General features: G+C 70.4%; 14 protein-coding genes. 8 read left to right on the top strand and 6 right to left on the bottom strand.

Translation table 11 applies throughout. From position 1 onward, the window contains the following. The first annotated feature begins 71 nt into the window (after positions 1–71). On the top strand, positions 72–644 hold the full coding sequence (locus JJ691_RS46645) for a TetR family transcriptional regulator (protein WP_211765792.1): 573 nt from the start codon (positions 72–74) through the stop codon (positions 642–644). Positions 645–745: 101 nt separating this feature from the next. On the opposite strand, the gene JJ691_RS46640 is transcribed toward JJ691_RS46645, so the two are convergent. Then, complete coding sequence (locus JJ691_RS46640) at positions 746–1,543, bottom strand: polysaccharide deacetylase family protein (protein ID WP_211765791.1); 798 nt, start codon at positions 1,541–1,543, stop codon at positions 746–748. 134 nt (positions 1,544–1,677) lie between these two features. On the opposite strand from JJ691_RS46640, the gene JJ691_RS46635 reads away from it, so the two are divergent. Then, positions 1,678–2,220, top strand: a complete 543-nt coding sequence (locus JJ691_RS46635) for a kinase inhibitor (RefSeq protein WP_211765790.1) — start codon at positions 1,678–1,680, stop codon at positions 2,218–2,220. A 64-nt stretch (positions 2,221–2,284) separates the two neighbouring features. Beyond that, positions 2,285–3,661 (top strand): mycothione reductase, encoded by a 1,377-nt coding sequence (locus tag JJ691_RS46630; RefSeq protein WP_211765789.1) that lies wholly within the window; start codon positions 2,285–2,287, stop codon positions 3,659–3,661. Positions 3,662–3,818: 157 nt separating this feature from the next. On the opposite strand, the gene JJ691_RS46625 is transcribed toward JJ691_RS46630, so the two are convergent. Then, positions 3,819–5,015 (bottom strand): MFS transporter, encoded by a 1,197-nt coding sequence (locus tag JJ691_RS46625; RefSeq protein ID WP_211765788.1) that lies wholly within the window; start codon positions 5,013–5,015, stop codon positions 3,819–3,821. A gap of 125 nt (positions 5,016–5,140) precedes the next feature. On the opposite strand from JJ691_RS46625, the gene JJ691_RS46620 reads away from it, so the two are divergent. Together JJ691_RS46620 and JJ691_RS46615 are read left to right on the top strand one after the other, a co-directional pair. Beyond that, entirely contained in the window at positions 5,141–5,824 is a 684-nt protein-coding gene (locus JJ691_RS46620) for a FadR/GntR family transcriptional regulator (protein WP_211765787.1), read from the top strand. Between the two features lie 59 nt (positions 5,825–5,883). Next, entirely contained in the window at positions 5,884–6,339 is a 456-nt protein-coding gene (locus JJ691_RS46615) for a chorismate mutase (RefSeq protein WP_211765786.1), read from the top strand. Positions 6,340–6,344: 5 nt separating this feature from the next. Here JJ691_RS46615 and JJ691_RS46610 read toward each other — a convergent pair whose 3' ends face one another. Further along, complete coding sequence (locus JJ691_RS46610) at positions 6,345–7,877, bottom strand: cobyric acid synthase (protein WP_211765785.1); 1,533 nt, start codon at positions 7,875–7,877, stop codon at positions 6,345–6,347. A 40-nt stretch (positions 7,878–7,917) separates the two neighbouring features. On the opposite strand from JJ691_RS46610, the gene JJ691_RS46605 reads away from it, so the two are divergent. From JJ691_RS46605 to JJ691_RS46595, 3 genes are all read left to right on the top strand, one after another. Further along, positions 7,918–8,604, top strand: a complete 687-nt coding sequence (locus JJ691_RS46605) for an alpha/beta fold hydrolase (RefSeq protein ID WP_211765784.1) — start codon at positions 7,918–7,920, stop codon at positions 8,602–8,604. A 31-nt stretch (positions 8,605–8,635) separates the two neighbouring features. After that, entirely contained in the window at positions 8,636–9,184 is a 549-nt protein-coding gene (locus tag JJ691_RS46600; protein ID WP_211765783.1) for a TetR/AcrR family transcriptional regulator, read from the top strand. A 172-nt stretch (positions 9,185–9,356) separates the two neighbouring features. Then, positions 9,357–10,196 (top strand): alpha/beta fold hydrolase, encoded by an 840-nt coding sequence (locus tag JJ691_RS46595; RefSeq protein WP_211765782.1) that lies wholly within the window; start codon positions 9,357–9,359, stop codon positions 10,194–10,196. Positions 10,197–10,274: 78 nt separating this feature from the next. Here the strand turns inward: JJ691_RS46595 and map are convergent, their stop codons facing one another. From map to JJ691_RS46580, 3 genes are all read right to left on the bottom strand, one after another. After that, a complete protein-coding gene (gene map, locus JJ691_RS46590; protein WP_211765781.1) occupies positions 10,275–11,132 on the bottom strand; it encodes a type I methionyl aminopeptidase in 858 nt (285 codons plus the stop codon). A 99-nt stretch (positions 11,133–11,231) separates the two neighbouring features. Beyond that, on the bottom strand, positions 11,232–13,034 hold the full coding sequence (locus tag JJ691_RS46585) for a penicillin-binding transpeptidase domain-containing protein (RefSeq protein WP_211765780.1): 1,803 nt from the start codon (positions 13,032–13,034) through the stop codon (positions 11,232–11,234). Positions 13,035–13,089: 55 nt separating this feature from the next. Further along, positions 13,090–13,944: a GNAT family N-acetyltransferase gene (locus JJ691_RS46580; RefSeq protein WP_211765779.1), complete on the bottom strand. Its 855-nt coding sequence runs from the start codon at positions 13,942–13,944 to the stop codon at positions 13,090–13,092. Positions 13,945–13,999: the final 55 nt, after the last annotated feature.

The raw sequence follows: 13,999 nt of genomic DNA, 5'->3' as shown, positions 1-13,999 counted from the left end.
GGGCCGTTTGAGGCCAGTATGGCACTGAGTGTCAGCTGTGTCATCCGATGCCCTCGGTTACACTCAGAGACATGACGGAGGGGTTGCGGGCACGGGCCCGGCTGGCCATGCGCACCGAGATCGCCGAGACCGCCTTCGCCCTGTTCTGCCAGCGTGGCTTCGAGCAGACCACCGTCGACGAGATCGCCGAAGCCGCCGGCCTGTCCCGCCGCAGCTTCTTCCGCTACTTCCCCAGCAAGGAAGACACCGTCTTCGGCCTGCTCTACGACCTCGGCGAAGAACTCGCCGCCGCCGTCTCCGCACGGCCTGCGTCCGAACCTCCGTGGACCGCCCTGCGCGCCGCCTGCTCCGTGCTGCTCACCCCCATGCTGCACCGCACCGACGACGCCATGGCCCTCATGCGCCTCATCAACGACACCCCCTCGTTGCGCGCCCGCCACCAGGACAAGCAGGACCGCTGGCGCGGCCTGCTCATCCACGCCCTCACCGCCCGCTCCGTCCCCCCGCTCCAGGCCGACGTCCTGGCCAGCTCCGCCCTCGCCATCTTCGACGTCGTCTGCCGCCAGTGGCTCGCCGTGGGCCCCACCGCCGAGCCCGCCAAACTCATGGACGAGGTCTTCGACTTGTTGACAACCACGACCTGATCACCGGTTGTCCACATGTCGATCTTCTTCAAAACCAGAAGCCCCGCTGCTCGATAGACTGGCAGCGGGGCCGGCCCCCAGGGACGGGCGGGGGTTGTTGTTCAGGCGAGGAAGTCCGGCAGCGGGACCGGGGTGAGGCCGTCCTGCTTGGCGCGCTTAATGAAGGCCGTGAAGTCCTCGACGAAGGTCTTGCGGAAGTGCATCAGCACGATATCGCCGGCCTTGAGCTTGTTGCCGGCCTGGAACTGCACGACACCGTCGTTGACGGCGGCGGTCCACAGGACGACGGCCTTGAGGCCGCAGTCGGCGGCGGCCCGCTGGGTGTCGGCGTTGTAGTTGCCGAACGGCGGGCGGAACAGGGTGGGGCGCGTGCCGAAGGCCTTGACGAAGTCGTCGGAGTCGTCGCAGATCTCCTTCTTCTGCGCGGCGTACGACATCTTGGCCAGGTTGGGGTGGGTCACGGTGTGGTTGCCGATGACCAGGTTGTCCTGGTCCTGCAACTGCTTGAAGTACTCTTCGTGCCCGCGCACGTACTGCTGGTTGAGGAACAGCGTGGGCCGCGCGCCGGAGTCCTTGATCAGTTGCAGGGCATGGGGATCCTGCACGGCGCCGTCGTCGATGGTGATGAACACGTACGGCTTGCCGGCGGTGTCGATGTGGCGGACGACCGGAGCCTTGCCACCGACGGTGGCGGGCGCGTGGGCCTGGACGGTGCCGAACGGGTAGGGCTGTTCGGCCGACGGCAGCGGCGCGACGGTGGTGGTGCTACTGGGCGGAGTCGGACTGCTACTGGTGGTGTCAGGAGTCATGCCCGCGACGGAACGCTCGGTGCCGGCTTCACAGCCGGTAAGCAGGGAACCCGCGACAATGGCCGCGACTGCGACAATCCAGGCACGCATGTACAGAACCTTCCGCCCCGTTAGTGAGCATCACTCGAACCAGTGACGCACGGTTGGGTGACAAGGTTGCACGATGTGGCGAATTGCTCCGGACTAGGGTTGCCGTGACAACCCCGCGTCACGGAGGCCACACCATGAGTCTCGACCGCCCCGTCAAGCCGGACCCCTACGAGCTGTTGCCCGCCGCCGGCACGTTCGAGGTCACCTCCAAGGACGTCACGGACGGCCATACGTTGCCCAACGCCCAGGTGTTCAACGGCTTCGGCGTCAGCGGCGACAACGTCTCACCGCAGCTGAGCTGGTCCGGTTTCCCCGCGGAGACCAAGAGCTTCGTGGTGACCTGCTACGACCCGGACGCCCCCACCCCGTCCGGCTTCTGGCACTGGCTGGTGGTGAACATCCCGGCCTCGGTCACCGAGCTGCCCACCGGCGCCGGGGCCGGCGACGACTCGCTGCCGGCCGGCGCGTTCCACACCCGCACCGACTTCGGCACCGCCAACTACGGCGGCGCGGCTCCGCCCCAGGGCGACCAGGTGCACCGCTACTACTTCGTGGTGCACGCGGTGGACGTCGAGCAGCTGGAGGTCACGCCGGACGCCTCGCCCGCGTTCGTCAGCTTCAACCTGGCCTTCCACACCCTGGCCCGCGCGATCATCACGCCGGTCTACTCGCACTGACGATTCCATTACACCGAGGGTGGCCGTGGGAATCCCGCGGCCACCCTTCCTGTTTGATGGGTACGTGCGGCACTTCGACTTGGTGGTAATCGGCACCGGATCCGGCAACTCGATCGTCGACGAGCGCTTCGCCGACTGGGACGTGGCGATCGTCGAGAAGGGCGTGTTCGGCGGCACGTGCCTGAACGTGGGGTGCATCCCCACCAAGATGTTCGTGCACACCGCGGACGTCGCGGCCACGCCGAAGGGCGCGGCCCGGCTCGGGGTGGACGAGCAGCTGCTGGGGGTGCGCTGGCCCGAGATCCGGGACCGGGTGTTCGGCCGGATCGACCCGATCGCCGCCGGCGGCCGGCGCTGGCGCAAGGAGGGCAACGCCAACGTCACCGTGTACGAGGGCCAGGCCCACTTCGTCGGCCCCAAGACTCTCGACACGGGAACGGGCGAAACGATCACCGCCGACCGGTTCGTGATCGCCGCCGGCTCGCGGCCGATCGTGCCGGACGTGGCCGGCATCGAGGAGGTTGGCTTCCTCACCAACGAGGACGTGATGCGCCTCGACGAGCTGCCCCGCCGGATGATCGTGCTGGGCAGCGGTTTCGTGGCCACCGAGTTCGCCCACGTGTTCTCCTCCTTCGGCGTCGAGGTCACGGTCGTGGCCCGCTCCGGCGCGCTGCTGCGGGCCGAGGACGAGGACGTGTCGGCCCGGTTCACCGAGCTGGCGTCGAAGAAGTGGGACGTGCGCCTGAACGCCAAGGCAGTCCGCGTCGAACGTGTCGAAGACGGCACGATCCGCCTGCACCTGGAAACCCCGCGTGGCGCGGAGGTCGTCGAGGGTGACGTGTTGCTGGCCGCGGTCGGCCGAACACCCAACGGCGATCTGCTCAACGTCGAGGCGACCGGCGTCACGGTGGAAACCGACGGCCGGGTCGTGGTCGACGAGAAGCAGCGGACCGTGGTCGACGGCATCTGGGCGCTCGGCGACGTGAGCTCGCAGCACCAGCTCAAGCACGTGGCCAACCACGAGGCCCGGATCGTGCAGCACAACCTGCTGCACCCGGACGAGCCGATCGACGCCGACCACCGCTTCGTGCCGCACGGCGTGTTCTCCTCGCCGCAGATCGGCGCGGTCGGCCTCACCGAGCAGGAAGCCCGCGAGCGTGGCCTCCGATACGTGACGGCCAGCCAGGACTACGCCGACATCGCCTACGGCTGGGCCATGGAGGACACCACCGGCTTCGCCAAGCTGATCGCCGACCCGGCCACCGGTCAACTGCTCGGCGCGCACATCATCGGCCCGCAGGCCCCGACCCTGATCCAGGTGATCATCCAGGCCATGAGCTTCGGCATCAGCGCCCGGGAACTGGCCCGCGGTCAGTACTGGATCCACCCGGCCATGCCCGAGCTCCTCGAGAACGCCCTCCTGAAGCTCCCCCTGGACTGAGTCTTTGCCGCGCGTTCCGCGCGGGGCGAGGCCGCTCGTGACCGGTGCCTTCCTTGGCCGGATTTAGATCGCCGCGTCGGCGTTGGGTGGTGGGGCGCGTCGGGTGCGGCGATCGAAATCCGGCGACAGTCCAGGCACCGGCGCGGCCTCGCGACACTCAGATGTACCGCGGGCGGCCGATGATGGCGCCGAGGGTGGCCTGGGCGGCGAGGATGCCCAGCACCAGGATCAGCGGCACCGTCCACGAGCCGAGCCAGCCGTAGACCAGGCCGGCCAGGAACGGGCCCCAGGCGGCGATCAGGTAGCCGAAGCCCTGGGACATGCCGGACAGCTGCGTGGTCTCGGCCGATGTCCGGGTGCGCAGCGCCATCATGGTCAGCACCACCGGGAAGATCGACATGCCGGCGCCGAGCAGCAGCGCCCACAGCAGCGGCACGGCGGTCGGCGCCAGCAGCAGGCCGAGCACGCCCAGCACCGGCAGCACGGTCAGGCCGATCATCACCCAGGACTGGGACCGCAGCCGGGCCGCGAGCGTCGGCACGACCAGGTTCAGCGGCACCGAGACGACCATGGTGACGCCCAGCAGCACCCCGGCGGCGTCCCGGTCGATGCCGGCGGCGCGCAGGATCTCCGGCAGCCAGCCCATGATCACGTACGCGTAGGTCGACTGCACCGCGAACAGCACGGTGAACACCCAGGCCATCGGCACCCGCAGCAGGTTGCGCGGGGTGTGCTGGGTGCGGCCTTCGGTGACGACCTCGGTGTCCTTACGGGCGCCGATCAGCCACACCGCCAGCGCCAGCGCGGCCGGAATGGCCCACGCGGCCAAGGCCGGTCGCCAGCCGCCGGCGGCGGTCTCCAGCGGCGGGGTGGCCGCCGCGGCGATGGCGCTGCCGGCGGCCATGGACGCGCTGTAGAACCCGGTGATGAGCCCCAGTCGGTTCGGGAAGGATTCCTTCACCACCACCGGCACCAGCACGTTGCACACGGCGATGCCGGCGCAGGCGACGAACGTGCCGCCCAGCAGCAGCCCCGGACCGGCCAGCACCCGGACGCCGAGGCCGACGGTGAGCACGCCCAGGGCGACGGCGATGGCCGGGCCGCCGCCGAGCTTGCGGGCCAGCCAGGGCGAGAGCAGGGCCGCTAAGCCGAAGCAGATGGACGGGGCGGCGGTCACCGCGCTCGCCCATGCGGACGTGGCCGTGAGCCCATGCTGGACGTCGCCGAGCACCGAGGACAGACTGGTCACGGAGATGCGGAGGTTGGCCGCCGCCAGCGTGACCGCAACCGCCAGCAGGGTGGTTCCGGCCAGCACGGCGTGTCGCGAGCGCGGCGTCGTTGCCGGCTCAAGCAAATGCGCTGTCTGCTTGCTTCGGATGGCACTCTGGTCGGCTGACGGAGTTCGGTCCGGCGCGCGATGCTGGGTCGTCACTGTCACACTATGACAAACGTAGGATGTCCGGACGAGAGGATGACCCCGTGCCGTTGGCCACTACTCGCCGAACTGGCCTCGTGGACCAGGTAATCGAGCAGATGCGAAAGGCGATCTCGTCCGGGGAGTGGCCCGTCGGCCAGCGCATACCCGCCGAGCCCGAACTGGTCAGCGCCCTGGGCGTGGGCCGCAACACGGTCCGCGAGGCGGTCCGCGCGCTGGCCCACGCCGGCCTGCTGGAGGTCCGCCAGGGCGACGGCACCTTTGTTCGGGCGACGAGCGAACTGTCCGGCGCGGTACGCCGTTTGGTCGGCGACGAACTGCGCGAGGTGCTGGAGGTGCGCCGCACCCTGGAGGTGGAGGGCGCGCGGCTGGCCGCCAAGCACCGAACACCCGACGAGGTGGCCGCGCTGGAGTCGCTGCTGGCCGAGCGCAACCGGGCCGCCGCCGAGGAGGCGTGGGAGGCGATGATCGAGAAGGACACCGCCTTCCACCTGCTGATCGTGCAGACCTCGCACAACGCGCTGCTGACCGAGCTGCACCGCGGCCTGACCGAGGTGGTGCGGGCCAGCGTGGCCGCGACGGTGAACATCTCCCCCCGCGAGTCCGGGCAGATCTCGCACGACGGCATCCTGGACGCGGTGCGGGCCGGCGACCCCGATCGGGCCGCCCGCGAGGCCGGCTCGTTCCTCGACGAGCTGCTGGAGCGGCACACCGCCGAACGGGCCTGACCGGCGAGGTCCTACGATCGGGCGCGCAAGGGCAATGATCGTGCCGTAGACCTGCTTATGTGAGGTTCTCGATGGACGTCCGCAGTTCCAGCCTGTCCCGCCGGGCCGCGCTGACCGGTCTGGGTGGGGTGGCCCTGCTTGCCGCGGCGGCCTGCTCCCCGAGCAAGGAGGCGACCTCGACGCTGCCGGCCGGCCAGGCGCCGCCGGTGCCCACGAGCGACCCGAGCGCGTCGATCGCCGAGCAGCGCAAGATTATCGACGGCCTGGACAAGCAGATCATCGAGCTGCTCAAGCAGCGGGGTGCGGCGGCCGCGACGGTGCAGAAGATCCGCACCTCGACCGGCGGCCAGCAGACCGACACCTCCCGCGAGCAGGAGGTCATCTCCACCTACACGACCGGCCTCGGGGCCAACGGCGCCTCGGTGGCCAAGGCCATCATCGGCGCCGACGGCGGCACCTCGGCCAGCGGCTCGGCCACGGCGACCAGCACCACCGCCACGTCGACGTCCCACTGAGGCACCTAGTCGAGCGCAGGAGCCCCCGGCGGCAGCACAGGCAGCCCGCCGGGGGCTCCTCGCTCGATCAGGGCCAGTAGCGCGTCGGTGTCGAGGTGTTCCTCGACCAGGTCGCCGAGCAGGTCCAACTGGGCCTCCCGGGCGGCCGCGAACGAAAAGTCGGGCGCGGCCCGGAAGCCGTCGCGGCCGGCCGTGGCCGCCGCCCAGCGCAGGAACTCGCGACGGAAGCCGTCGTTCTCCAGCAGGCCGTGCCAGTGGGTGCCGAGCACCGGGCCGTCCACGACGCCCTCCACGTCGCCATCGGACAGTTCGATCAGGCCGTCCAGCCGGGCCGCCCGGCGGACCACCCGGCCGTGGTGGATCTCATAGCCGGTGACCGCGTGGCCGAACGCCTTGCCGGCCGGCCGGGTCAGGGTCTTGTCCGGGGCGAACGCGATCTCGGTGTCCAGAAGTCCGAGTCCCGGCACGTCGCCCGCGCCGGACTCGACGTCGTCGGCAATGGTCTGGGCCAACATCTGGAAGCCGCCGCAGACGCCCAGCAGCGGCAGTCCGCGCCGCGCATGCAATCGAACAGCATCGGCCAATCCGGTGCGCCGCAACCAGTCCAAATCGGACACCGTCGCCTTGGATCCCGGCAGCACGACCAGATCCGCGTCGGCAAGGCGTGAGGGCTCGGTCACGAAGCGCACCGAAACCCCGGGTTCGCCGGCCAGTGCCTCCATGTCGGTGGCGTTGGAGATGCGAGGCAACCGCACAACCGCCACCCGCAGCCACTGGCCGCCCACCGGCGGGGCCGGACGGCCGATCACACCATCGGCCACATAGGACAGCGAGTCCTCGGCGTCGAGCCAGAGATCATCGCGCCACGGCAGCACTCCGTACACCGGACGGCCGGTCAGGCCGCGCAGCTGGCGCAGGCCCGGCTCCAGCAGGGCCGGGTCGCCGCGGAACTTGTTCACGACAAATCCGGCAATCAGGGCCTGGTCGGCCGGCTCCAGCAAGGCCACTGTGCCGAAGAGATGGGCGAAGACCCCGCCCCGGTCGATGTCGCCAACCACCAGAACTGGCAGGTTCGCGGCCCGCGCGAGCCCCATGTTGGCGATGTCGGTGGCCCGCAGATTGATCTCAGTGGGTGAACCTGCGCCTTCACAGATAACGGCATCAAACTCCATTCGGAGGTCCGCAAGGGCCGTTTGGGCGATCACGGACAGCTCACGTTTCCGGTCCCGATAGGACATCGCGCTGACCTCGCCGACCGCCTTGCCCAGCACCACCACCTGCGAGCTGCGGTCGCCGCCGGGCTTGAGCAGCACCGGGTTGAAGCGGACGCTGGGCTCCAGCCCGCAGGCCGCCGCCTGCACCGCCTGGGCCCGGCCGATCTCGCCGCCCTCGATGGTGACGGCCGAGTTGTTGGACATGTTCTGCGCCTTGAACGGGGCCACGCGCACGCCCTGGCGGGCCAGCCAGCGGCAGATGCCGGCGGCCAGCACGCTCTTGCCGGCGTCGGATGTGGTGCCGGCGACAAGCAGTGCGCCCAAAGTTCCCTCCCCGGTTCGGTTCACTGCCATCATCCACTCCATGCCTGCCGTTGTTCTCGTCCACAGTCCCTATCTCGGCCCGGCGAGCCTGCGCCCGCTGGCCGATGCCCTGGCGGCGGGCGGCATCGAGTCGTGTCTGGTCGACCTGCGTGTCACGGTCAGCGCGGCGCCGGTGCACCAGCGGCTGATCGGCGCTTTCGCCGACGCCATGGACGAAGTGGAGCTGGCCGAGCCGGCCGTGCTGGTCGGACACAGCGGGGCCGGCCCGCTGCTGCCGGCGTTCGCCGCCGAGCTGGACGAGATGGTGGCCGGCCTGGTGTACGTGGACGCCGAGCTGCCCACGCCCGGCCGCAGCTTCCGGGAGCTGCATCCCGGCCGGTTCGCCAAGCTGCGGGCCTCGGCCCGGGAGGGCCAGCTGCCGCGTTGGTCAGACTGGTTCACGCCGAACCCGTTGGCAGAGCTCGTTTCCGACGACGCGCTGCGGGCCGAGATGACCGACGAGGAGCCGGAGGTGGCGGTCGAGTTCCTCAAGGAGCAGCGGCCGTCGGCGGAATGGGACGGCCCCAGCGGCTACCTGCTGCTGACCGACGCCTACGCCGAACATGCCGCCGCGGCAAGGGAACTGGGCTGGCCCGTGCGTGAGCTGGCGTCCAACCACCTGGCCCCGGCCACCGACCCGGACCCCGTCGCCGCCGCTTTGACCGACCTGGTTGGCGACCTAGAATAGGTGACAGCCGTCATCTAACAGGAGGTGCGCCATGGGTCGTGTGTCACAGGCGCAGGCGCAGGAGAACCGGGCTCGGGTGGTCGCCGCCGCCTCCCGGCTGTTCCGGGAGCAGGGCACCGATGTCAGCGTCGCGGACGTGATGAAGGCCGTCGGGCTGACCCATGGCGGCTTCTACAAACAGTTCGCCTCCAAGGAAGCCCTTGTCGCCGAGGCCACCACTCTCGCCTTCGACGAGCAGCGTGAACTCCGGGCCCGCCAGGACGAGGCCCATGCCGGCCGGCGCGAGGACGCCCGCCAGGGCCTCATCGACTGGTACCTGTCCGCCGAGCACCGCGACTGCCCCGCCGACGGCTGCCCCTCCGCCGGCCTGGCCGCCGACATGGCCCGCGACGACGACGCGCAGACCCGCCACATCTACGCCGATGGCGTGCGGGAGTTCGCGGACTGGCTTGCCACGGAAGGAAAGGACGACGGCCTGGCCCGCCTCGCCACCCTCGCCGGCGCCATCCTGCTCGCCCGCGCCACCGAGGGCACCCCGCTGTCCGACGAGTTCCTGACCGCCGCCCGCCAGGCCCTCTGACCACACACCCCTCTCCCCACCTGAGTGGCTCACTTGCCGCACAAGCCAAGTGAGCCACTCAGGCCGGATCGACTCCTGCCGCCCACCGAGACACCCCTCACACCCCACCTTCCCTCTTGTCTCAATTAGATGTCATCCATAATCTAATCACGAGACCTGAGGAGGCCCGACCATGACCAGCTACGTGACCGCCGAGACGCGGACCGTGCCCGCCGGCAACGGGGTGGACTACGCCTACCGGAGCGTGGGCGAAGGAACGCCTTTGGTGCTGCTGCAACACTTCCGCGGCAACCTGGACAACTGGGACCCGGCGCTGGTGGACGCGCTCGCGCCGGCCCGCCGGGTGATCACCTTCGACAACACCGGAGTGGGGGCGACGACGGGCCGCACGCCGAACACGGTGGCGGCGATGGCCGACGACGCGGTGGAGTTCATCGACGCGCTGGGCCTGGAGCGGGTGGACCTGCTCGGCTTCTCCCTGGGCAGCTTCGTGGCCCAGGAGATCGCCCTGCACCGCCCGGATCTGGTCAACCGGATCGTGCTGGCCTCCTCGGCGCCGCGGGGCGCGAGCGGCATGCACGGCTGGCACCCGGACGTCATCGGCGCGGTGGGCGGCCGCGAGACCTCGGCCGAGCAGTACCTCGGGGTCTTTTTCGCCGGCACGCCAACGAGTCTGACCGCCGGCCAGGAGGCGGCGGGCCGCATCTTCGGTGGGCGGACGGAGAACCGCGACACCGCCACCAACTGGCAGACCCGCCAGGCCCAGTACGACGCCGTGACCCAGTGGGGCATCCCCGACCACGCCGGACTCCAACGCCTGCAAGCGATCACGCAGCCGGTGTTCGTCGCCAACGGCGACAGCGACCCGATGATCCCGCCGCGCTACTCCCACCTGCTGGCCGGCCTGCTGCCCGACGCCCGGATCAAGATCTACCCGGACGCCGCGCACGGCTTCCTTTTCCAGCACCACAAGGAGTTCGCCGCCGACGTGGCGGAGTTCCTCGCCGCCTGAGCGCCGACGCATGTGAGTGGCTCATGTGACTTCCAAAGGTCACATGAGCCACTCACGTGAGCGGAAGAAGCAGGAGCCTCAGGGCAGGGTGAGGATCTCCGCGCCGGTGTCGGTCACCACGATGGTGTGCTCGAACTGGGCCGTCCACTTGCGGTCCTTGGTGGTGACCGTCCAGTTGTCGGGCCAGATGTCGTACTCGATGGTGCCGAGGTTGATCATCGGCTCGATGGTGAAGGTCATGCCCGGCTCCAGCTCGGTGGTGACGCTGGGCTCGTCGTAGTGCAGCACCACCAGGCCGCTGTGGAAGGAGCGGCCGATGCCGTGCCCGGTGAAGTCGCGCACGACGCCGTAGCCGAAGCGGTTGGCGTAGGACTCGATGACCCGGCCGACCACGTTGAGCTGCCGCCCGGGCCGCACGGCCTTGATGGCCCGCATGGTCGCCTCGTGGGTGCGCTCGACCAGCAGCCGGGCCTCCTCGCTGACCTCGCCGGCCAGGAAGGTGGCGTTGGTGTCGCCGTGCACGCCGCCGATGAAGGCGGTCACGTCGATGTTGACGATGTCCCCGTCCTCGATCACGGTCGAGTCCGGGATGCCGTGGCAGATCACCTCGTTCAGCGAGGTGCAGCACGACTTGGGGAAGTTGCGGTAGCCCAGCGTCGACGGGTACGCGTCGTGGTCGCACAGGAACTCGTGCACCACGGCGTCGATGTGGTCGGTGGTGACGCCGGGGGCGACCGCCTTGCCGCCCTCCTGCAACGCCTGCGCGGCCAGCTTGCTGGCCACCCGCATCGCCTCGATGATCTCCGGCGGCTGCACCCACGGGTCGGTGCTGCGGGTGGGCGCCGGCTTGTCCACGTACTCCGGACGCGGAATGTGGCTGGGCACGGGTCGCCGGGGAGTCAACTCACCGGGCTTGAGAGCGGCACGCACGGGCATGCCCACCACCCTACGACCTGGCCCCCGCACCGGGCGCAGGGAAGGGGGCTTTCCCTGCGCCCAATGCAGGGAAAGCCCCCTGCCCAGCAGTCGGTCTTCTCACTTCACCGCGCGCAGGAAGTTGCCGGCGGCGACCACGGCCGGCGTGGAGCTGTCCGCGCCGACCAGCAGCACCGCGAACGCCAGGTCGCCGCGGTAGCCGACGAACCAGCCGTGCGAGTGGGTGCCGTCGCCGAACTCGGCGGTGCCGGTCTTGCCGGCCACGTCGGGAATGTCCTTGATGGCCCGGGCGGTGCCGTCGGTCACCACGGCCCGCATCATCTGCCGCATCGAGTCCAGCACCGGCCCCGGCACCGGCTGCTGGGCCGGCGTGTTGACCTTGGTCTCGGAGCCGCGGATCAGCACCGGCGTCGGGATCGAGCCCTTCACCACGGTCCCGGCCACCAGCGCCATGCCGAACGGGCTGACCTGGTCCTTGCCCTGGCCGAAGCCGTCCGAGGCGCGCTCCAGGGTGGACGCCGGCACCGGCACCGACCCGGTCAGCGTGGTCACGCCGGGCACCGTGAAGTCGGCCCCGATGCCCATCTGCTTGGCCGTGTCGGCCAGCTGCTGGCTGGTCAGCTGGTCGGCGGCGAGCTGAGAGAACGTCGTGTTGCAGGACTGGGCGAACGCGGTGCGCAGCGGCACCGTGCCCAGGTCGAACTGGTTCTCGTTGGGGATCACGCGGCCGTCGATGGTGATCTTGCCGGGGCAGGGTTGCGGAGTGTCCACAGTGACCTTGCCGGCCTCCAGCGCCGAAATGCCCGTGACGATCTTGAACGTGGAGCCGGGCGGGAACTGGCCGGTCAGCGCGATCAGGCCCTGCGCGTCGGCCGGCCCGTTCTGGGCCACGGCCAGGACCTCGCCGGTGGACGGCTGCAGCGCCACGATCGCCGCCGCCTGCGGCACGGTGGCCAGTGCGGCCTGGGCCGCGGCCTGGTCGGCGGTGCCGATCGTGGTGGTCAGCGACTGCGCGGCCGTCGGCTCCTTGCCGGCCAGCTCGGTGACCACGTTGCCGGCCGCGTCCTCGGTGACGACCTTCCACCCGCCCGCGCCCGCGACCTGGGCGTTGACCGCGGCCTTGAGGCTGGACAGGAACTGCGGGCCCAGCGACTTGTTCTGGGCCACCAGCTGGTTGCTGGTGGGGAAGGTCACGCCGGGCAGGTCGTGGATCTGCGCCTTGACCGTCTGGTAGTCGGCGTCGCGCAGGTTGAAGACGTTGTACGCCTGGCCGTCCGGTGTCTTGGTGGCGCCGTCCACGATGGACTGCGCGGTGATGGTGTTGTCGAACTTGTTCAGCGCCGCGGCCAGCGCGGTGGCCACAGCGTTCAGGTCGCCGGCCTGCTTGCGGTCCAGCGAGATGCTGATCACCGGGGTCGGCGCGAGCAGCGGCGCGCCGTCGCGGTCCAGCACCGGGGCCGGGTCGGGCAGCAGCGTCTGCAGCACCAGCGACTGCTGCGCGGACAGCTTCGGGTGCACGTCCTCGGGCTGCCAGTGCACCTTCCAGTCGCCGCTGGACTGAGTCATGGCCAGCGAGCCCTGGTAGGTCCAGGCCCGGTCCTTGCCGAGCTGCCAGCTCGCGTTGAACGGCACGGTGGCGTTGTCGCCGTTGGGCGGCTGCGAGGCGGTCGCGGCCAGCGTCACCCCGGTCGGCTTGAGGGCCGTGCGCACCTTGTCCAGCAGCGCCTTGGACGCGTTGGCGTCGTCGGTGAGCTGCGCCGCCGCGGCGGTGTCGCCCTTGGCGAAGTCGGCGAGGAAGTTCTTGGCGATGTCGTCCTGGCTCGGCTTCGACTCGAACAGTCCGCACGCCCCCAGCGGTAGGACCAGTGCGAACGCGATCGCCAGCGGCAGCTTTCTCGGCACGGCCGCAGTATGCCAACCGACCCCGGCAAATTCGCGTGATTTGGCCGTTCGACTCTCAGAACAACACCGTGGCGTACCGGCCGACCTCCGAGAAGCCGATCCGGCGATAGGCCGCCCGCGCGGGCGCGTTGAACCCGTTGACGTAGAGGCTGGCCGTGCGGCCCAGGCCGCGCACCAGCCGGTCGGCCACCGCCGCCGTGCCGCTCGCACCCAGGCCCTGGCCACGGCGGTCCGGGCGCACCCACACACCCTGGATCTGGCCCACCGACGCCGACAGCGCACCGATCTCGGCCTTGTAGACGACCTGGCCGGCCTCGAACCGGGCGAACGCGCGGCCGCCGGCGATCAGCTCCGCGACCCGGGCCCGGTAGCCCGCGCCGCCGTCGTCCAGCCGCGGGTCGACGCCCACCTCCTCGGTGAACATGGCCACCGCGGCCGGCAGGTAGATGTCCAGCTCGTCCTGCCGGACCGGGCGGACCAGCGGGTCCGGGGTGACCGTGGGGCCGCCGCGCATGGCCAGCAGCGGCTGGTGCGGCCGCACCTCGCGGGCCGGACCCCACACCGGTTCCAACTCCTGCCACAGCCCCATCACCAGGTCGGCCGGGCCGACCAGGGAGGAGCACATGCGGTGGCGGCGCAGCGCGCGGTCGGCGAAATGCCGCAGCGCGGCGCGATTGCCGGACAGCGGGATCAGGTTCGGGCCGGAGAAGCACAGGCCGGTCAGCTTGCCGTTGCGGGCCGGGCGGCCCTCCATGCCCCACAGCTCGCCGCCCAGCCGCCACGGGTCCGCGCCGGCCACCTCCACGCGCGCGGCGACCATGCAGGACGCGACCGGGTCCTCGGCGAGGACTGCGCGCACCGCCGACACGTCACGGTCGTCGAGCACCCGTGCCCCGGCAAGCCTCAACACGCTTCCCAGCCTGCCAGATAACGCAGGCAACCTGCGCGCATGAGCACCCACTTAG

Origin of the sequence: Kutzneria sp. CA-103260 (assembly GCF_018263855.1) — a bacterium.
GTDB lineage: Bacteria > Actinomycetota > Actinomycetes > Mycobacteriales > Pseudonocardiaceae > Kutzneria.
This window is presented reverse-complemented; position numbering and strand designations above follow the sequence as displayed.